The organism is Pseudocitrobacter sp. CD920760 (assembly GCF_057782505.1).
Genome location: NZ_CM173490.1, coordinates 3462128 through 3481978, shown reverse-complemented (window position 1 = coordinate 3481978; position 19851 = coordinate 3462128). Strand labels below are relative to the sequence as shown.

The following is a 19851-nucleotide window of genomic DNA, read 5'->3' as shown; positions in this document are numbered from 1 at the left end:
CAGGCTTTTAACCGATGAAAAGAGGCGCTAACATAGCGCCTCTTTTTTTACCGGGTATCAATATGCGTGTTTTACTGGCGCCGATGGAAGGCGTGCTCGATTCGCTGGTGCGTGAGCTGCTGACCGAAGTGAATGATTACGATCTCTGCGTCACCGAATTTCTGCGCGTGGTGGATAAACTGCTGCCGGTAAAATCGTTCCATAAACTGTGCCCGGAACTGAGTAACCACAGCCGCACCTCGAGCGGCACGCTGGTGCGCATCCAGCTTCTGGGCCAGTATCCCGAATGGCTGGCCGAAAACGCCGCCCGCGCGGTGGAGCTCGGTTCATGGGGCGTGGACCTCAACTGCGGTTGCCCGTCCAAAATGGTTAACGGCAGCGGCGGCGGGGCGACGTTGCTGAAAGATCCCGAGCTTATCTATCGCGGCGCGAAAGCGATGCGTGAAGCGGTGCCAGAGGATCTCCCCGTTACCGTCAAAGTGCGGCTGGGCTGGGACAGCGGCGCGCGCCAGTTCGAAATCGCCGATGCGGTACAGCAGGCGGGCGCAACCGAGCTGGTTGTGCACGGTCGTACCAAAGAAGATGGCTACAAGGCTGAGCGTATTAACTGGCAGGCCATTGCTGACATTCGCCAGCGCCTGACTATTCCGGTAATCGCCAACGGCGAAATCTGGGACTGGGAGAGCGCGCAACAATGCCTGGCGGTGACCGGATGTGACGCGATAATGATTGGCCGTGGGGCGCTGAACGTGCCGAACCTGAGCCGGGTCATTAAGTATAACGAACCGCGAATGCCCTGGCCGGAGGTGGTGCGTCTGCTGCAAAAATATTGTTTGCTGGAAAAACAGGACGACACCGGGCTGTATCATCTGGCGCGCATCAAGCAGTGGTTGGGCTATCTGCGTAAAGAGTACGAGGAAGCCACAGAACTGTTTATGGCGGTGCGGGCGTTGCAGGACTCCGCCTCGGTGGCGCGCGAAATCCTGCGCTGGCGTTAAGCTTTTCGGGCACTCAGAATAAAAATCATCGGGCGCTCTTTCTCTTCGTCCAGCGCCGGGTTTGCGGCGATTTGCTCAGCCGTCGGCCCCCATTCATCCAGCGCTTCAATGATGAAACCTGCGGCAATTAACGCATTAATCCAGGTGGCGAGTTTGCGGTGCTGCTTCTTAACGCCATCGGCAAACCAGTTGCTGATGCGCTCGCCTTCCTGCTGATACTGGCTGACCGGCCAGTGCTTGTTTCCCTGATTATCCACTACCCATTGTTGATTCGCCGGCGCGGTGTAAACCGGATGCTCGGCGGAGAAAACCAGTTTGCCGCCGGGCTTTAAGGTCTGATGCAATGTGCGGAATAAGCGGTCAATATCCGTTAGATAGTGCAGCGCCAGTGAACTGTAGGCCAGGTCGAAGGTGCTGGCTGGCAGAACAAGCGTTTCAAGGTCAGCACGCTGATAGGTAATGTGTTGACCGGACGTCATCTCCTGCGCTTTCGCGAGCATTTTCTGCGAAACATCCAGCCCCAGCACATTCGCAGCGCCGTTATCGCGCGCCCAGCGGCAAAACCAGCCGTAGCCGCAGCCTAAATCAACAACCTTCTTGCCCTGAATTTCAGGCAGCATTGTTTGAATACTCGGCCACTCCGGTGCGCCGTCTAACCCTTTTACCGAGCGTTCCAGCGTAGCGTAACCGGCAAAAAAGTGCGGATCGTCATAAATATTTTGTGTCATCAATAACCTCTAATTCATTCACGTAATAAATAATTATGCCAACGTTTGCGGTTAAATTATATTAAGTCGCGCGCTTTAATTCGATCTGAATCAAAAAATAGCAGTAAAGGTATTTCAAAACATGATTAACGTATTTATAAAATGCATAAATAACGCGATGTGATCACTTTCTTCTGATTATTCTTCCACACGGGTTACTAAAGCAAAGCGCCTGATTTTCTCTATTATTTGCGCCTCTTTTCAGACGCTCGCAAATTCCATGAAACATTCTGTCAGAACGCTCGCGGTATTAAGCTTACCGATTATATTTACGCTTTGCGCCTGCGCGCCATCTCATGAAACCGAGGCGCGTCTGGCAAAAACGCTGCCCGTTTCGCATATTGATTCGTCGCTGCCCGTGGCGCTGAAAAACGGCTGGCCTCAATCCACCTGGTGGCACGATTACCACGACCCGCAGCTTAACGCGCTGATTGAACGCGCGCTGCGCGATGCGCCGGATATGGCCGTCGCGCAGCAGCGTATCAAACTTGCGGAAGCGCAGGCCAAACTGGCCGAAGCGAACGGTGGACCGCAGGTGAATTTCTCCGCTGACCTGGAACGCCAAAAAATGTCAGCGGAAGGGCTGATGGGGCCGTTTGCTTTTGACGATCCGGCTGCGGGCACCACGGGCCCGTGGTATACCAACGGCACATTTGGTTTGACCGCGGGCTGGAATATCGACCTGTGGGGAAAAGATGCCGCGCAGGTGAGCGCGCGAATTGGCAAAGTGAAAGCGGATATTGCCGAGATGGCGCAAACTCGCCAACTGCTGGCAAGCAGCGTGGCGCGGCTATACTGGCAGTGGCAAACGGAATCGGCCATTCGTCAGCAGCTTGAACAGATTCAGAAAGAACAAAATCTGATTGTGTCGGTGGACAAAAAACTCTATCAGGCGGGCATTACCGACTCGGTGGAAGGCGTTGAAAATGATATTAACGTCGGTAAAACCGGGCAGCAACTGGCGGATATCGACGGGGATCTGAAAGAGATTGAAGCGCGGTTGATGGCGCTCACCAACACGCAATCAACGGCGTTGCAGTTGAAGACGGTGGCGTTACCAACAGTGGCGACACAATTGCCCGCGCAACTGGGCTTCGAGCTGCTCGCACGTCGCCCGGACTTACAGGAAGCGCGCTGGCTGGTGGAATCCACCCTGAGCGATGTCGATGCGGCGAAAGCGGCGTTTTACCCGGATATCAACATCATGGCGTTCCTGCAACAGGACGCTCTGCACCTGAGCGATCTGTTCCGCCACTCCGCACAGCAGATGGGCGTCACGGCAGGGTTAACGCTGCCCATCTTTGACAGCGGCAGATTAAACGCGAATCTGGATATCGCCAGCGCGGAAAATAATTACTCCATTGCCCGTTACAACAAAGCGGTGGTGGATGCCGTTAACCAGGTGGCGAAGTGCGCCAGCCAGATGGAAACGTTGGCCGCGAAAAACCAGCAGCAAACTAATGTGCAACATGATGCCGGACGCGTGGCGGCGCTTGCGCAGGCGCGGCTGAAGGTAGGGATTATTTCCAACGCGCAGTACAGCCACGCGAAGCTGCCGGCGCTGCATGAGCAGATTAATGCTCTGAAGTTGCAGGGCGAATGGCTGGATGCCTCCATCCAGCTGACTTCTGCGCTCGGCGGCGGGTATCAGGCGTTATGATTTATCCGTGCGGCGTTTAAACCACCAGCGTAACGCCAGCACGATAGCGACGGCCAGGATAACCCAGATCCAGTGTTTCAAATGGGTGTCGAGGTCGTGCAGCCACGGCGCAATCACTTCACCGCCCACATAGCCGAGGGTGGTGAAGATCAGCGCCCACAGCAGCGCGCCAAAAATATTGAGCGGCAGAAAGAGTTTCGGTGGTATACGGCTGGCACCAATCAGTAGCGGGCCGATAATACGAAAGCCATACATAAAGCGGCTGCCAATGACGAAGAGGTAGGGATGACGCTGGATCAGCCGTTGCGCTTTGCGGATTTTGGTGTGCTGACGCGAGTAACGCTTCAGCATGCGTCCGCCAAAGTGGCGGCCCAGCAAATAGAGCACCTGATCGCCAATCATCCCGCCGAGCGCGACGGAAACCACCACCAGCGGGAAACGCAGTAACCCCTGATGCGCCGCCACGCCGCCCAGCAGCGTCACCGTTTCGCCTTCCGCCATACTGCCCAGCACCAGCACGGCATAACCATATTGTGAAATCAGAGCCGGTATATCCATCGTTATCTTCGTTTCCTTTAAACATCTCCTTTAAGCATACACCCCTGAGCCGAAGCCGGGGGCGACGTTATTTTTTGTCTGCTCAATAAATAATCTATTAGTGTGAATTATACTTACGCTACGTGGTACGAAGCCGTGTCGAGGAGGCGTTATGAACCATGTCTGGGGTCTGTTTTCCCATCCCGATCGAGAAATGCATGTCATTCGGAGTGAAAACGAAACCGTTTCACACCATTACACGCACCATGTTCTGTTGATGGCCGCGATTCCTGTTATCTGTGCATTTATAGGAACAACACAGCTGGGCTGGAATTTCGGCGATGGCAATGTGGTTAAACTGTCACCCGTGACCGGTTTAATCCTGGCCGTACTTTTCTATGGGGTAATGCTCGGGGGCGTCGCGGTGATGGGGCGCGTAATCTGGTGGATGGCGCGTAACTATCCGGAGCGTCCGTCGCTCAAGCGCTGTATGGTGTTTGCCGGTTATGTGGCGACGCCGATGTTTCTGAGCGGTATCGTGGCGCTCTATCCGTTGGTCTGGCTCTGTGCGCTGATTGGTACCGTTGCGCTGTTCTACACCGGTTATTTGCTTTATGTCGGTATCCCGACGTTCCTCAATATTGACCGGGAAGAGGGGCTGAGCTTCGCCAGTTCAACCCTGGCAATTGGCGTGCTGGTGCTGGAGGTGCTGCTGGCGATCACTGTCATTCTGTGGGGCTATGGTTACCGCTTGTTCTGATCCGTTCTTATGCATTGCTGGTGTGAATTATTTCACGCCAGCAATGCAGCATTTATTCACTATTCTTTTCTGGTAGGTGCCTTGCGCTCCGCGCTATGATGACGACCTCGCTGCGTTGCCTTAACGCGCGCGGCGACCATATTCCATACAGTGCATAAATAACCACCAGAAAACACATCATGCAGAAATTTCGCGTTTCCCTGCTCAGCCTGGCGTTAATGCTGGCTGTGCCTTTTGCGCCTCAGGCGAGTGCTAAAACGGCGGCGACTGCCGCAGCCTCGCGCCCGGAAATTGCTTCCGGGAGCGCGATGATTGTCGATCTTGAAACCAATAAAGTGATCTACGCCAGCGAACCGGATCTGGTGCGCCCGATTGCGTCCATCACCAAAGTGATGACCGCGATGGTGGTGCTGGATGCGCGCCTGCCGCTCGATGAGATGCTGAGCATTGATATCAGCCACACGCCGGAGATGAAAGGGATCTACTCCCGCGTGCGTCTGAACAGTAAAATCAGCCGTAAAAATATGCTGTTGCTGGCGCTGATGTCGTCGGAGAACCGCGCGGCGGCAAGCCTGGCGCATCACTATCCTGGCGGTTACGATGCCTTTATTCGCGCCATGAACGCGAAAGCCAAAGCGTTGGGGATGACGCACACGCGCTATGTGGAACCGACCGGGCTGTCGATTCACAACGTGTCAACGGCGCGCGACCTGACCAAAATGCTGATTGCCACCAAACAGTATCCGCTGATTGGTCAGTTGAGCACCACGCGTGAGGATATGGCGACCTTCGCTAACCCGGCGTACACGCTGCCGTTCCGCAACACCAACCACCTGGTGTATCGCGATAACTGGAATATCCAGCTGACCAAAACCGGCTTCACCAATGCGGCGGGTCACTGTCTGGTGATGCGTACGGTGATGAACAAACGTCCGGTGGCGATGGTGGTGATGGACGCGTTTGGCAAATATACCCACTTCGCCGACGCCAGCCGTCTGCGTACCTGGGTCGAAACCGGTAAAGTGATGCCGGTTCCTGCGGCGGCGCTGAGCTATAAAAAGCAGAAAGAGTCGCAGATTGCGGGCAACCTGGCGCACGGTAAAGTGACGACCCAGGAAGATTAAGTTTATTCGGCTTCGGCGCAGTAACGCCGGATGGCGGCTACGCCTTATCCGGCCTACCAAACCCCAGCACCGCCCCGTAGGCCGGATAAGCGCAGCGCATCCGGCAAAACCCGGCACCGAACCTACTACTCCGGCAGCGTCCAATCCCCATCATTGAGCGGGCGCTGCATGATCAACGTATCCCGCCAGTCACCCAGCTTATAACCCACGCTGCGCAACTGCCCGGCAATCTCAAATCCCATTTTTTTATGCAGGTTCAGTGACCCCGGGTTGTTGTGGCCATCGCCGACCACCGCCAGCATTTGTCGCCAGGGCCCCTGCTCGCAAATCTCAATTAACCTGCCCAGCAGCGCGCTGCCAATGCCGTGTCCGGTCATGGAGGTATCCAGATAAATCGACTCCTCCACCGTATAACGATAGGCCGGGCGAGGGCGATAGGGTGACGCATAGCAATACCCAACCACGACGCCGCGATAAAGCGCAACCAGCCACGGCAGACCGTGGTCATTGACCTTCTTCATGCGTTCGCGCATTTCATCAATGGACGGCGGGGTTTCTTCAAAGGAGGCTCGCCCGTTCAGCACATGCCAGGCGTAAATAGCGGAAATTGCGTGGACGTCATCAGGCTGGGCTAAACGAATTTCAACATCAGTAGCGGCTTCGCGCGCGGACATACTCAGATTCCTTGTGAAAAAAATCGCCGGAGAAACGTTCCCCCGGCGTCATTCACTCACTCTAATACGGCGCGAACCTGAATAACAATCCGTCTCTCTTATTTCACGGAGGGCTCGTCGCTTGTGGCGGGAACGTGATTATTCTGCGGCTTTCCTTCACCCCAGTATTTCTGTTTACTGGTTTTACCGATGCCGGGGTTCATGCTGTTCGTCGGATCGTTTTCACGATAAAAGCGTTTTAACGTGTCGGCGGCTTCGTACAGATGGCCGACATTGTGCTCCGCCGGATACTGCGCGCCGCGTTCGCGAAGCAGCACCAGCATTTTTTCTTTCAGCTCGTGTGCGTCCACGCCTTTTTTGACGATGTAATCCTGATGGAATACGTGGCACATAAAGTGGCCGTAGTAGAGCTTATGCACCAGCTGGCTGTCGATTTCCGGCGGCAGATGTTCGAACCACTCGGTATCATTACGACGCAGGGCGATATCCAGCGCCAGAATGTCTTCTACTTCATCGGCGTGTACCGCCTGATAGCGAATGGCCGCGCCCGCTGCTGCAAACCGGTGCAGGAAAGCTTTGCTACCCTCTTCAGCGGTACAGACAAAATAGCCGCCTTCCGCCTGTTTAAAGTACTCCGCCAGCCAGGCCTGCGCTTCTTCAATACCGTCGCCCGCCATTTTCAGCAGCAGGTGATGCTCATATTTATCGCGCCACTGTTTCATGCGCGCCGGAAGGTGCGCCGGGAAGACGTGCCCGACCTTCTGCATAAAACGGTCGGTAAAGTGCGGCTTGAACAGCGACACTTTGTCCAGCATCGCGTCGGTGCGCCCCTTCAGGGTGAAGAAGAACGGCATTTTGTCGGTGCCGAGTTTATCGATCATCAGGAAGGTGTCTTTACCGTACTGCTCGGCGATATCGTAAATATCGCGATGCATATATTCGCCCGCCACCGGCAGGTTCTTGAATTCCGCCAGAATGTGGCGACGGATTTCCGTCAGCACGTCCGGCTGATTGGTGCCGATGTAAAACACCTGCTGACGTTTTTCCGCCGGGAAGGTGTCCAGACGCACGGCAAAAACAGCCAGTTTTCCGGCGCAGCCGGATGACTCGAACAGGCGTTCCGGGTCCGCGTTGTAGCGGGCAGGGGTGTCGGCTTCAACATCACGTACGCGAGTGACGTAATCGTGATCGTGCGCGTGGCGGCCATCGTGGCGCACGTCGCTGTCTTTCACGCGTTCATCATCGAGTTTACTGAGGATCTGCTCGGGCGTTTCACCCAGATCAATGCCCAGGTGGTTAACCAGCGTCAGCTTACCGTTCTCGTCAATACGCGCAAACAGCGACATTTCGGTATACGCCGGGCCGCGCTGCACCAGCGAGCCGCCGGAGTTGTTGCAGATCCCACCGATAACCGAGGCGCCAATGCATGAAGAACCAATCACAGAGTGTGGTTCGCGTCCCAGCGGCTTAAGCGCTTTCTCCAGAGAATAGAGGGTGGTGCCCGGCCAGGCCAGCACCTGTTCGCCTTTATCGAGCAGATGCAGCTTATCAAGACGCAAGGTACTGATGATGACAATCTCGCGATCATAATCGTTGCCGCTTGGCGTAGAACCTTCGGTCAGGCCGGTGTTCGCCGCCTGCATCAGAATGATTTTATCCGCGTTCACGCAGGCGTTGAGTACGCGCCACAGTTCAAGCAGTGAACCGGGGAAGACAACGGCCAGCGCGTCACCGTGACCGGAACGGAAGCCCTTGCGATAGCGGGCAGTTTTCGCCGGGTCAGTCAGCAGGTGAGCGTGACCGACCAGGCGGGTGAGTTCGTTAATTAGCGCTTTATTATCAGTGGTGGCTTGTGCAGACATCATTCCACTCCTTGTGGTGAGACTAATTTGTCGTCCCTAAGAATAGCGCTTTGCAGATTTATTGGGAGTACGAATGTTTCGAAAATTCAGAGAATAACCTTCGCTTTCTGCTCCTCAGCCGTTTAGGCTTATGGCAAACTGCGGTTTTTCATCAACTTTCGCCGATTGACTGGCATGGAATAAAGAGACTAACAACATGAAATGGTTATGTTCTGTAGGCGTCGCCGTGAGCCTGGCGCTGCAACCCGCGCTGGCGGAAGATCTGTTCGGCAATCACCCTTTGACGCCCGAGGCGCGGGATGCGTTTGTTACCGGGCTGCTCAAAAAGATGACGGTTGATGAAAAAATCGGTCAGCTTCGTCTGATAAGCGTCGGCCCGGATAACCCGAAAGAGGCGATCCGCGACATGATTAAAGAAGGCCAGGTTGGGGCAATCTTTAACACCGTCACCCGCCAGGATATCCGCAAAATGCAGGATCAGGTGATGGAACTGAGCCGCCTGAAAATTCCACTGTTCTTCGCCTACGACGTGCTGCATGGCCAGCGTACCGTCTTCCCTATAAGCCTCGGCCTGGCGTCCAGCTTTAACCTTGATGCGGTGCGCACCGTTGGCCGCGTGTCTGCTTATGAAGCGGCGGATGATGGTCTGAATATGACCTGGGCACCCATGGTTGACGTCTCGCGCGACCCGCGCTGGGGCCGTGCTTCAGAAGGCTTTGGCGAAGATACCTATTTGACCTCAATCATGGGCAAAACCATGGTGGAAGCGATGCAGGGCAAAAGCCCGGCGGATCGCTATTCCGTGATGACCAGCGTGAAACACTTCGCCGCCTACGGCGCGGTTGAGGGCGGGAAAGAGTACAACACCGTTGATATGAGCTCGCAGCGTCTGTTTAACGACTATATGCCGCCGTATAAAGCGGGGCTGGATGCGGGCAGCGGTGCGGTGATGGTCGCGCTGAACTCGCTGAATGGCACGCCTGCAACCTCGGATGCGTGGCTGCTCAAAGAGATCCTGCGTGATAAGTGGGGTTTCAAGGGCATCACCGTTTCCGATCATGGGGCGATTAAAGAACTGATTAAACACGGTACGGCTTCTGACCCGGAAGATGCGGTACGCGTGGCGCTGAAGTCCGGCATCAACATGAGTATGAGCGATGAATATTACAGCAAGTACCTGCCGGGGCTGGTGAAATCCGGCAAGGTGACGATGGCGGAACTGGACGATGCCGCGCGTCACGTGCTGAACGTCAAATATGATATGGGGTTGTTTAACGACCCGTACAGCCACCTTGGGCCGAAAGAGTCTGATCCGCAGGACACCAACGCCGAAAGCCGTCTGCATCGTAAAGATGCGCGTGATGTCGCGCGCGAAAGCCTGGTGCTGCTGAAAAACCGTCTCGAGACGCTGCCGCTGAAAAAATCGGGCACCGTGGCGGTGGTTGGCCCGCTGGCCGACAGTAAGCGCGATGTGATGGGTAGCTGGTCGGCGGCAGGCGTAGCAGACCAGTCGGTGACCGTGCTCACCGGGATTAAAAACGCGCTGGGCGATAAGGGCAAAGTGGTTTACGCCAAAGGCGCGAACGCCACCAACGATAAAGGCATTGTCGATTTCCTGAACCTGTATGAAGAAGCGGTCAAAGTTGACCCGCGCTCCCCGCAGGCGATGATTGATGAAGCGGTGGCGGCGGCGAAACAATCCGACGTCGTGGTGGCCGTGGTGGGCGAAGCGCAGGGGATGGCGCATGAAGCCTCCAGCCGCACCAACATCGAAATCCCGCAAAGCCAGCGCGATCTGATTGCCGCGCTGAAAGCCACCGGCAAACCGTTGGTGCTGGTGCTGATGAACGGGCGTCCGCTGGCGCTGGTGAAAGAAGATCAGCAGGCTGATGCCATTCTGGAAACCTGGTTCGCCGGTACCGAAGGCGGCAACGCCATCGCCGACGTGCTGTTTGGCGATTACAATCCGTCCGGTAAATTGCCGATGTCCTTCCCGCGCTCAGTGGGGCAGATCCCGGTTTACTACAGTCATCTCAACACCGGTCGCCCGTATAACGCGGATAAACCAAACAAATACACCTCGCGCTACTTCGATGAAGCCAACGGCCCGCTTTATCCATTTGGTTATGGCCTGAGCTACACCACCTTCACCGTTTCTGACGTGAAAATGTCAGCACCGTCAATGACGCGCGACGGCAAGGTCACCGCCAGCGTAGACGTTACCAACAGCGGTAAGCGTGAAGGCGCGACGGTCATCCAGATGTATTTGCAGGATGTGACAGCGTCAATGAGTCGCCCGGTGAAACAATTGAAAGGCTTTGAGAAAGTGACGCTGAAACCGGGTGAAACGCAAACCGTCAGCTTCCCGATAGATGTAGAGGCACTGAAGTTCTGGAATCAGAGCATGAAATACGATGCAGAACCGGGCAAATTCAACGTCTTTATCGGCGTGGATTCGGCGCGCGTGAAGCAGGGGGAGTTTGAGCTGAAGTAGGCCCTCACCCTAACCCTCTCCCTGTACAGTCCGGGGACATAGTGAACACTTGTTCGGGGACATGGTAGACACTTACAACTAAGGCATAAGAACCCGTTTATGGAGTCGCTTATGCCCTGGGATGCGAGAGATACCATGTCATTACGTTCCGAGTTTGTTCTGTTCGCCTCGCAAGAGGGGGCGAACATCCGTTCCCTCTGCCGTCACTACGGCATTTCTCCCGCCACTGGCTACAAGTGGCTTCGCCGCTGGGCTGAGGAAGGCACATCCGGTCTTCTGGACCGTCCCCGAACGCCTCATTATTCTCCCAACCGCTCGCCCGACGACATCACTGACCTGCTGCGCATCGCCCATGCCCGTCATGAGCGCTGGGGCGCCCGCAAGATAAAGCGCTGGCTCGAAGACCAGGGACACCGTATGCCCGCCTTCAGCACCGTCCATAACCTGATGGCCCGTCACGGTCTGCTACCGGGCACGGCTCCGGGCATTCCGGCCACAGGGCGCTTCGAACATGACGCGCCGAACCGGCTCTGGCAGATGGATTTTAAGGGTCACTTCCCCTTCGGCGGGGGCCGCTGCCATCCGCTCACCCTGCTGGATGACCACTCCCGTTTCTCCCTGTGTCTGGCACCCTGCACCGATGAACGCCGTGAGACCGTGCAGCAGCAGCTGGTCAGCGTGTTTGAACGCTACGGGCTGCCAGACCGGATGACGATGGACAACGGCTCGCCGTGGGGCGACACCGGTACCTGGACGGCACTTGAGTTGTGGCTGATGCGCCAGGGCATCCGGGTGGGGCATTCCCGGCCATATCATCCGCAGACACAGGGCAAGCTGGAACGTTTTCACCGCAGCCTGAAGGCGGAAGTGCTGCAGGGTAAATGGTTCACAGACAGCGGTGAGCTGCAGCGTGCTTTCGACCACTGGCGTACGGTGTATAACCTTGAACGGCCCCATGAAGCACTGGGTATGGCCGTTCCGGCCTCGCGGTATCAGCCGTCTGTGCGGCAGTACAGCGACAGCATTACGCCACCGGAATATGATGAAGGGGTGATGGTGAGGAAGGTCGATATCAGCGGGAAGCTGAGCATAAAAGGTATCAGTCTGAAGGCAGGCAACGCGTTCAGGGGAGAGCGGGTCGGGCTGAAGGAGACGCAGGAGGATGGCTGCTATGAAGTGTGGTGGTACAGTACAAAAGTGGGGGTGATCGACCTGAAGAAAAAGTCGATCACCATGGGTAAAGGATGTTAAAAAGTGTTCACCATGTCCCCGAACACCTGTCTACCATGTCCCCGGACCGTACACTCCCGTAGGGAGAGGGAACAGATCGTGCCAATCTGATTGTTCTGTGCGGGTTTGCCCCTCTCCCAGCGGGAGAGGGGCAAACCCACCGTATCAACCAAAAATCAATCCCCATCTCCCGTCAATTTTCCTCGTCCGTGAACATCGTCACCTTCCGCAATAACATTTTGCCGTCACCCCCATTTTGCTCGCTCTTTTATTCCTCATCGCACATGAAAATGTGACCTTCAACGCATTTCCCGTTCCTCTGTGGCGTTGATTTTGTGCGCGACATCAAAAGCTATTTCTCCCCCGTTCGGCGGACGTGATGATTTTCACTATTACGTAAAAAAGCCTGGAAACGGAGCGCGAGCGAAGGGCGAAAACTTCGTTAAATGCGGCTATCGAAAATCAAACAGGTAGCGCAATGAAACTCTCCCTCGAACAGGCCGGGCTCGATAACACCGGCACGCGTCCGGTTACGACACAGTTGCAGCAGATGATTGATACCCTGGCGGCGGCAGGCGGCGGTACGCTGACCATCCCGCCCGGCATCTGGTTGACCGGCACGCTGGTGCTACCTTCCCATTTTACATTGCACCTGGAAGCCGGGGCCTGCTTGCGCGCAAGCCCGAACGTGGCGGATTACCCGGCAGACCTGACGCAGTCTATGGCCGAGTTGTCACATATGGCGCTGTTGTACGCCCGCAATCAGCAACAGATTACCCTCAGCGGGGAAGGGCGCGTGGAAGGCAATGCGGCTGCCTGGTTTGCGCCGCAGGCGGATGCGCAGGGCTATCGTCAGCCTGCCGCGCAGCGACCGCGTCTGCTGGTGCTGGAAGGGTGTGAGCAGGTGCGGCTGTGCGATATCACGCTGGCGGATTCGCCGATGTGGACCGCACATCTGGTGAGCTGCAAACATATTTTCATTCATCGCTTAACGATTGATAACGATCTGGCGCTCTCCAATACCGATGCGCTGGATCTCGATAGCTGCCAGTTTGTGCACATCAGCGACAGTTACTTCAGCGCTGCCGATGACGGCATCTGCCTGAAAACCACCCGTAAAGCGTCTGCGCTGCAACAGCCTACCTGCCATGTGGTGGTGAACAACTGCATCATTCGTTCGAAAAGCTGCGCCATTAAAGTGGGCACTGAAACGGCGGCGGATATCAGCCACATCATCGTCAGCAACTGCACCATTTTTGAGTCTAATCGCGGCATCGGTCTGGTGTCGCGCGATGGCGGCACGTTCAGCCAGATGAGCTTTAGCAACATTCTGTTTGATTGCCGTCACGGTCATCCGTGCCATTGGGGAAAAGCCGATCCGGTGTACCTCTCCGCGCGCCGTCGCGACCCGCAGGTTGCAGCCGGGCAGATTCAGCACATCACCTTCAGCAACCTCTCCGGTATCAGCGAAGGGGCAATCAACCTGCACAGTGAAACCGCAGGCGATATTCACAACATCACTTTCAACGGCGTTCAGCTTCAGCAGGTGCAGGGCGATGCGCAGGAGCAGGGCTGCTTTGATGTTCGCCCACCGTGCAATCCGGCGAAACCGACCGGGATGGGGCTGGATAACGCCTACCTGGTGAACCCGGAAACCAGGCGCGCGTGGGGCGTCGAGCCATACCCTGGCGGGCTCCCGGCGCTGTATGCCGACGGCGTTACCGGGCTGGTGCTGCGTGAATTCAACGTTGTGCGCCCGACGCCGCTGCCGGCGGGCTGGCATTCGCAGAACGTGGTGATAGTGAACGGGAAATAAGCATTCAGAGCGGCGGCGCGGCTCTGGGGCCGCTATCGCCGGATGTCAGTTTAAGGGGATGGAAAAATGATAAAAAAAGTCAGGGAGATAAAACTCCATAACTATGTCTGTTACGGCCTGGCGGATGTGATTGGCTCGGGGGCCTTCACGCTGGTCAGCGCCTGGTTGCTGTTCTTCTTAACCACCTTCTGCGGCCTGACGCCGATTGAGGCCGGGTCGCTGTTTGCGGTCGCGCGTATTGTCGATGTGATTATGTGCCCGCTGATGGGCTACATTTCCGACAACTTCCACAAAACCTGGCTGGGCCGCCGCTTCGGCCGTCGCCGCTTCTTCCTGCTGCTCAGCATTCCGCTGGTATCGGTGTACAGCCTGCTGTGGGTGGACGGTTTTAACTACTGGATGTATCTGCTGGTCTACATCCTGTTTGAAATCGTCTATTCGATGATTTTGATCCCGTACGATACCCTGTCGGCGGAAATGACCTCTGATTTCACCAAACGGTCGAAACTGACCAGCGCCCGTATGTATATCGCGCAGTTTGCTGGCTTTACCGCCGCGTTTCTGCCGGGGCGTCTGATTAACTATTTTGGTTCCGATTCGGCGGATTCCTTCTTCTACGCCGGGGCGATTTTCACCGTGTCGTTCATGGTCGTGTTGTTCTTTGTCTATTTCGGCACCTGGGAACGCTCTATCGAAGAGATTGAACAGAGCGAGCGCACCATCGAAGCCGCCGAGAAACTGCCGCTTTCCACGCGTATTTTCAATATCTACTACGACTTTGTTTCTACGTTAAAAATCAAAACATTCCGCTCTCACCTGGGCATGTATCTGGGCGGTTCCGTGGGGCAGGATATCTTTAACTCCGTCTTCACCTACTTTGTGGTGTTTGCGCTCTCCACCTCGTCGATTGTGGCCTCTAATCTGCTGAGTGCGATTAATGGTCTGCAATTCTTCGGCGTCGGCGTCGCCACCTGGCTGACCCTGCGCTACTCGCCGTCTCGCGCGTTTGCCACCCAGGCCAGCATGGCGTTAATTGCCTTTGCCTTGTTCACCTTCACCTACCTCAGTGGCTCAACCAGCATGGCGCTGCTCTATCTGGCGGCGGGGATTGCGGGCCTGGCGCGCGGCGGTATCTACTCCATTCCGTGGAACAACTACACCTTCGTGGCGGATGTGGATGAAATTCTCACCTGTAACCGTCGTGAAGGGATTTTTGCGGGCTTTATGAGCCTGCTGCGTAAAGCCTCTCAGGCGCTGTCTATCTTCCTGGTGGGTGTTGCGTTGCAGATGTCTGGCTTTGTTACCGGTCAGGCAAGCCAGCCACAATCGGCTATCAACATGATCCTCGCCATCATGATAATCCTGCCGGTGATCCTCACCGTATGGGGTATCTGGTCTGCCTTCCAGTTCAAAGTGAATGGTCGTACCCACGCGATTCTCAACGATGAAGTGGCGCGCCTGAAACAGGGTGGCAGCAAAGCGACGGTCACCGCCGAAACCAAAGAGGTTATTGAGTCGCTGACCGGCATGCCTTACGAGCAGTGCTGGGGAGATAACACCGTCGGCTGTGTAAACCGCAGCCTGATGAAAGCGAAAGAAAACGCGGTGCAGTTGAAGAACGCGTAATCATTGACCCGCCCGGCGCACTGTGCGCCGGGCTTACTTTTTTGACTGGCATTTATGACTGAACATAGCGTGTACATTCAACAAGGCATCTGGGCGCGAATTGGCCTTCCTCGCCAGCTGCTGTGGGGCTTTATTGGCGTCTTTTTGTTTATTACCGGCGCGACTATCGAGCAGAGCTGGCTGGCGTCGCTGCTGCAACAGCGCGGCTTTGACGCGCGCGATATCAGCATGATGTCGTCGGTCTTCGGCCTGTGCGTGGCGCTGGTCTCCTGGTTCTCCGGGATTGGCGCAGGCGTGCTGGGGATTCGTCGCCTGATGTGGGCAGCGACGCTGGTTTATTTTATCGGCTCGGTGCCGTTTATCTTCTGGGCGCTGCCTAACGGCAACTATCCGTTGATGGTCGCCAGCTATGCGCTGCGCGGAGTGGCTTATCCGCTTTTTGCCTACTCGTTTCTGGTGTGGATTAACCAGTGCTGTGAAACGCGTATTCTGGGACGGGCGGTTTCCTGGTTCTGGATTGCTTTTGGCGTGGGCATGACCATCGTCGCGCCGTGGTTCTCGGGCTTTATGATCCCGCGCAGTGGGGAAACCACCACCTTGCTGATTGGCTTCGTTTTTGTGCTGGCGGGCAGCGGATGCGCGCTGGTGCTTAACCGGGCACAGCCCGAAAGCGAGTCAAATAGTAAAATCTTACCGGCGCTGGGCGAAGGGCTGATGGTGCTGGCGCGCGAGCCGAAAATGCGCCTGGCAGTGCTGGTAAAAACCATCAACGATATCGGTAAATTCTCGTTGGTAATTTTAATGCCGGTTTACCTGCCGCGCTTTGGTTTCAGCATTCAGGAGTGGCTGACTATCTGGGGGCTGGTTAATGTGCTGAATATCTTTGCCGGATACTTCTTCGGTTGGCTGGGCGATACCATTGGCTGGCGTAAAACCGTGGTCTTTTTCTCCGGCACGCTCTGCGGCGCAGCGTCGCTGGCGGTATGCTACGCCCCGGTACTGTTCGGTAATAGCGGGGTGGCGTTGTTTGCCGCACTGGCCATTTACGCCATCGGCCTTGGCGCATTCGGCCCGCTGAGCGCGCTGATCCCCGCGCTGCTGCCGGAAAACAAGGGCGCGGCGATTTCCTGCCTTAATTTAGGATCTGGCTTAAGCAACTTCGCCGGGCCGCTGATCGTCACGCTCTGCGTCGATCCGCTCGGCGTGGAAGGTACGCTGTGGGTGATTGCGATACTTTATTTCGCCGCCAGCGTGCTGGCGATTCCGCTAAAGGTGCCACAAGAAGATTGATCGACTACGCTTTTTCCTCAGGAACATGAAAATAATGAGGAATAAGTATGTCAGGTACAAAACGTTGGGCAGGTTCACTGGCATTTCTGGCAGCCGTGAGCCTGCCGCTTCAGGCGGCGTCTCCGGTAAAAGTCGGCTCGAAAATTGATACCGAAGGGGCGCTGCTCGGAAATATCATTTTGCAGGTGCTGGAAAGCCACGACGTTAAAACGGTCAACAAAGTGCAGCTTGGCACCACGCCGGTTGTGCGCGGCGCGATCACCTCCGGCGAGCTGGATATCTACCCGGAATATACCGGCAATGGCGCATTCTTCTTTAAAGATGAAAACGATGCGGCATGGAAAAATGCTCAGCAGGGTTACGAGAAAGTCAAAAAGCTCGATGGCGAGAAAAATCATCTTATCTGGCTGACGCCTGCGCCTGCCAATAATACCTGGACCATTGCCGTGCGTCAGGATCTCGCGGATAAAAACAAACTCACCTCACTGGATGACCTCAGCCGCTATCTGAAAACGGGCGGAAGCTTTAAGCTTGCGGCGTCCGCTGAGTTTATCGAGCGCCCGGATGCGCTTCCGGCCTTTGAGAAAGCCTACGCGTTTAAACTTAACCAGCCACAGTTATTGTCGCTGGCGGGCGGCGATACCGCGGTAACGATTAAAGCCGCCGCCCAGCAAACGTCCGGCGTGAATGCGGCGATGGCCTACGGCACCGATGGCCCGGTGGCTGCGCTGGGATTAGTTACCCTGAGCGATCCGAAAGGTGTGCAGCCGATTTATGCGCCAGCGCCGGTGGTGCGCGAAGCGGTGTTGAAGGAATATCCGCAGCTGGAAAACTGGTTGAAACCGGTATTCGAAAGCCTGGATGAGAAAACCCTTCAGCAGCTTAACGCCCGCATTGCGGTAGAGGGTGTCGACGCGAAGAAAGTGGCGGCGGATTACCTGAAAGAGAAGGGGCTGGTGAAATAACTTTTCAGGGCGTCTGCAATGACGCCCTGAACGTTTACCCGCCTGCGGTAAGGTTTGCCTGATAGCGGCGATAGTTGCCGTCATCGGAAATCACATCATAAACCAGATGGCTTCCTGAATGGAGGGAAGCAGGCCGTGATATCTGTTCTTCGCCGTAAGGCGCAATCATCATACTGGTCGGTTTCTGCTGGCCAGGAAGATGCAGCGATAAGCTCATATACCAGGGGGAGGGGTTCGCCACCCGTAACGTATCTCCGCTAACGCTAAAGCGCAGCCCGCGCTCATTTTTATCTTCTGGCGGCTGCAAGCCCGCCGGGCGAACGAATACCTTCATGCGCAACCGCAGCGGCAAAATCACTTTTTGCCCTTCACGGCCGCTTGCCGCGTTATCCGGGGCAATCTGATAAATATTGAGCCAGAATAGTGATTCCCTGTCCTCAGCCAGTCCCTGGCGAGAGGCGAGCATCAGCTTTAATGACCGAAGCTCGCCCGGGAGCATCTTAAAGACCGGTGGAATAACCACCACCGGCGTAGGGTTCACATCCGGCGTGCTGGCCGGATCGCCATCGTCCGCCCATACCTGAATCACCATCGGCGTCGTTCCATCGTTAGAGAGATTTAACGAGCGAGCGACGTCGCTGCCGCCGAAAACGATCCGCGTGCGATCAACGTTTACTGCGGCGATCGCCTGAGCCGAAAATGCCAGCAGTAACGCCACCTTACTGAAAACTGACCACCACTTGTAATTGCGCATTGACTGTTCCTGCGGTAACCGTTTGACCGCTGATGGCCTCAAGAGAGGCGGTGAAATCGCCGGTATACGTTGTCACGGTGTCTGAGGAAACCAGCGTGGTGAGATCTTTATAGGCGTACCAGCCCCGCGTATTTCCGGTGCCCATACTGGATTGATCCGGCAGCAGATTGAGCGCCGTGCCATTGCTGTTATAAATCTTAATGCCCACGCCTGAGGCGACCCCTTTGCTGCCGTACTGGGTATCCAGCAGCCATGTCAGGCCACCGCCGGAGGTCACCAGATTCAGCGTTCGCGCGGCAGCCACCGCGGCTGGCTGATTGACCAGAAAGCCCATGGCTACGTTGGCAGCGCTGGCGGTCGAGGCGCTGGTACTTGAAATCGCACCGGATTCACACTGCAGGCTAACGCTGAACGGAGCCTGGCTGACGTTTCCGGCCTGCAGCTGAGCGACGCTCATCGTCGGTAAAGGCACGCGCGCGGGATAATCGCTGACCTGGCAAATCGCCCCGCGAATATAGGTGACGCTGCCGTAGCTGCCCCATGCGCCCGGCCAGCCCCAATGCCAGCCCGAGTAATTTGAAAGGCTATCAGCGCCATTTGCCAGAGCGTCTGAAACACCTGGCCCTTTGAACGCGATATAACCGCGCGGTTGGGTAAAGAGATCGACATAACGCTTAGAGCCTTCGGCGCCGTAGGTGGTTGAGTTGATTTTAAACATCTCATAGAGCACGTTACTGAACGCGCTGGCCGGGATGTAAATGTAGGTCCCGTCACTGTACCAGTCGCTGGCGGTGAATTTGCGCGACTTCCAGTAGCGGCTGTAGGGCTCGCCGGTGGTGAGGTTGGTCATACGTACCGCGACGTTTTTCACATAATCGTAGTAGGCCCCCTCCACCTCTGAGGTGGTATATTTCCCGGCATAAGTAGAATCGCCGTTGGTGGCATAAAACTCATACAGACTGTCGGCATCCGCGACGGCGCAGCGGAACAGAATCTGATTCGCGGTATAGGGCTTATTGGTGGCGGCGGTCAGGAAACTCCCCACACCGCTACCCAGCAGTGTGCCAGACGGTTGAAAGTTGCTGCCGCTATTCAGGCTAATGACTGCCGGAAGGCCCACGTTGCCGCTACAGGTATCGCAGGCCCCTGTCCAGTCAGCTGCCGTATAGCCTGCGCTTTTGGCAGCTTCGGAGAGTGAACTTGTGCTGGTAACGCGGGCGCAGGTGGCCCACAGCGAGGTGCTGAAGAGAATGCCAACGAGGATGCTCAGGATTTGAAGCCAGGCGCGCATGAT

16 protein-coding genes are annotated in these 19851 nt (G+C 56.1%); 10 read left to right on the top strand and 6 right to left on the bottom strand.

Going from position 1 to position 19851, the window contains the following annotated elements:
* The first annotated feature begins 62 nt into the window (after nucleotides 1–62).
* Nucleotides 63–998 carry a tRNA dihydrouridine(16) synthase DusC gene (gene dusC, locus AC1MKH_RS16385; RefSeq protein WP_276219843.1) on the top strand — a complete coding sequence of 312 codons (936 nt, stop codon included), beginning with the start codon at nucleotides 63–65 and terminating at the stop codon, nucleotides 996–998.
* On the opposite strand, the gene AC1MKH_RS16380 is transcribed toward dusC, so the two are convergent.
* Nucleotides 995–1726 carry a class I SAM-dependent methyltransferase gene (locus AC1MKH_RS16380; protein ID WP_276219844.1) on the bottom strand — a complete coding sequence of 244 codons (732 nt, stop codon included), beginning with the start codon at nucleotides 1724–1726 and terminating at the stop codon, nucleotides 995–997. The two genes, dusC and AC1MKH_RS16380, sit on opposite strands and share 4 nt — an antisense overlap.
* Nucleotides 1727–1985: 259 nt before the next feature.
* On the opposite strand from AC1MKH_RS16380, the gene mdtQ reads away from it, so the two are divergent.
* On the top strand, nucleotides 1986–3425 hold the full coding sequence (gene mdtQ / locus AC1MKH_RS16375; protein WP_276219845.1) for a multidrug resistance outer membrane protein MdtQ: 1440 nt from the start codon (nucleotides 1986–1988) through the stop codon (nucleotides 3423–3425).
* Here mdtQ and AC1MKH_RS16370 read toward each other — a convergent pair.
* Complete coding sequence (locus AC1MKH_RS16370) at nucleotides 3420–3983, bottom strand: DedA family protein (RefSeq protein WP_276219846.1); 564 nt, start codon at nucleotides 3981–3983, stop codon at nucleotides 3420–3422. The two genes, mdtQ and AC1MKH_RS16370, sit on opposite strands and share 6 nt — an antisense overlap.
* 151 nt (nucleotides 3984–4134) lie before the next feature.
* Between AC1MKH_RS16370 and AC1MKH_RS16365 the strand changes: the two genes are divergently transcribed.
* Together AC1MKH_RS16365 and pbpG are read left to right on the top strand one after the other, a co-directional pair.
* Nucleotides 4135–4722: a Yip1 family protein gene (locus tag AC1MKH_RS16365; RefSeq protein WP_015963755.1), complete on the top strand. Its 588-nt coding sequence runs from the start codon at nucleotides 4135–4137 to the stop codon at nucleotides 4720–4722.
* A 179-nt stretch (nucleotides 4723–4901) separates the two neighbouring features.
* Nucleotides 4902–5846: a D-alanyl-D-alanine endopeptidase gene (gene pbpG, locus AC1MKH_RS16360; protein WP_276219847.1), complete on the top strand. Its 945-nt coding sequence runs from the start codon at nucleotides 4902–4904 to the stop codon at nucleotides 5844–5846.
* A gap of 125 nt (nucleotides 5847–5971) precedes the next feature.
* Here the strand turns inward: pbpG and AC1MKH_RS16355 are convergent, their stop codons facing one another.
* Together AC1MKH_RS16355 and dld are read right to left on the bottom strand one after the other, a co-directional pair.
* Complete coding sequence (locus AC1MKH_RS16355) at nucleotides 5972–6520, bottom strand: GNAT family N-acetyltransferase (RefSeq protein ID WP_276219848.1); 549 nt, start codon at nucleotides 6518–6520, stop codon at nucleotides 5972–5974.
* A 98-nt stretch (nucleotides 6521–6618) separates the two neighbouring features.
* Nucleotides 6619–8382: a D-lactate dehydrogenase gene (gene dld, locus AC1MKH_RS16350; RefSeq protein ID WP_276219860.1), complete on the bottom strand. Its 1764-nt coding sequence runs from the start codon at nucleotides 8380–8382 to the stop codon at nucleotides 6619–6621.
* A gap of 196 nt (nucleotides 8383–8578) precedes the next feature.
* On the opposite strand from dld, the gene bglX reads away from it, so the two are divergent.
* The 6 genes from bglX to osmF all read left to right on the top strand — a co-directional run bounded on the left by bglX (nucleotide 8579) and on the right by osmF (nucleotide 17803).
* On the top strand, nucleotides 8579–10876 hold the full coding sequence (gene bglX, locus AC1MKH_RS16345; protein ID WP_276219849.1) for a beta-glucosidase BglX: 2298 nt from the start codon (nucleotides 8579–8581) through the stop codon (nucleotides 10874–10876).
* 111 nt (nucleotides 10877–10987) lie between these two features.
* Nucleotides 10988–12127, top strand: coding sequence for an IS481 family transposase (locus tag AC1MKH_RS16340; RefSeq protein WP_442961959.1), 1140 nt, complete (start codon nucleotides 10988–10990; stop codon nucleotides 12125–12127).
* Between the two features lie 457 nt (nucleotides 12128–12584).
* Entirely contained in the window at nucleotides 12585–13922 is a 1338-nt protein-coding gene (locus AC1MKH_RS16335) for a glycoside hydrolase family 28 protein (RefSeq protein ID WP_276220528.1), read from the top strand.
* A 66-nt stretch (nucleotides 13923–13988) separates the two neighbouring features.
* Nucleotides 13989–15548, top strand: a complete 1560-nt coding sequence (locus tag AC1MKH_RS16330) for an MFS transporter (RefSeq protein ID WP_276220527.1) — start codon at nucleotides 13989–13991, stop codon at nucleotides 15546–15548.
* Between the two features lie 54 nt (nucleotides 15549–15602).
* Nucleotides 15603–16838, top strand: a complete 1236-nt coding sequence (locus tag AC1MKH_RS16325) for an MFS transporter (RefSeq protein WP_276220526.1) — start codon at nucleotides 15603–15605, stop codon at nucleotides 16836–16838.
* Between the two features lie 47 nt (nucleotides 16839–16885).
* On the top strand, nucleotides 16886–17803 hold the full coding sequence (gene osmF / locus AC1MKH_RS16320; RefSeq protein WP_276220525.1) for a glycine betaine ABC transporter substrate-binding protein OsmF: 918 nt from the start codon (nucleotides 16886–16888) through the stop codon (nucleotides 17801–17803).
* A 34-nt stretch (nucleotides 17804–17837) separates the two neighbouring features.
* Here osmF and AC1MKH_RS16315 read toward each other — a convergent pair whose 3' ends face one another.
* Both AC1MKH_RS16315 and stbD read right to left on the bottom strand, forming a co-directional pair.
* The gene (locus tag AC1MKH_RS16315; protein ID WP_276220524.1) at nucleotides 17838–18557 is read right to left on the bottom strand and encodes a fimbrial assembly chaperone; all 720 of its coding nucleotides are present in this window, start codon (nucleotides 18555–18557) and stop codon (nucleotides 17838–17840) included.
* Complete coding sequence (gene stbD / locus AC1MKH_RS16310; RefSeq protein WP_276220523.1) at nucleotides 18523–19848, bottom strand: fimbrial usher protein StbD; 1326 nt, start codon at nucleotides 19846–19848, stop codon at nucleotides 18523–18525. Before stbD ends, AC1MKH_RS16315 begins: the two co-directional genes overlap by 35 nt.
* Nucleotides 19849–19851 lie beyond the last annotated feature (3 nt).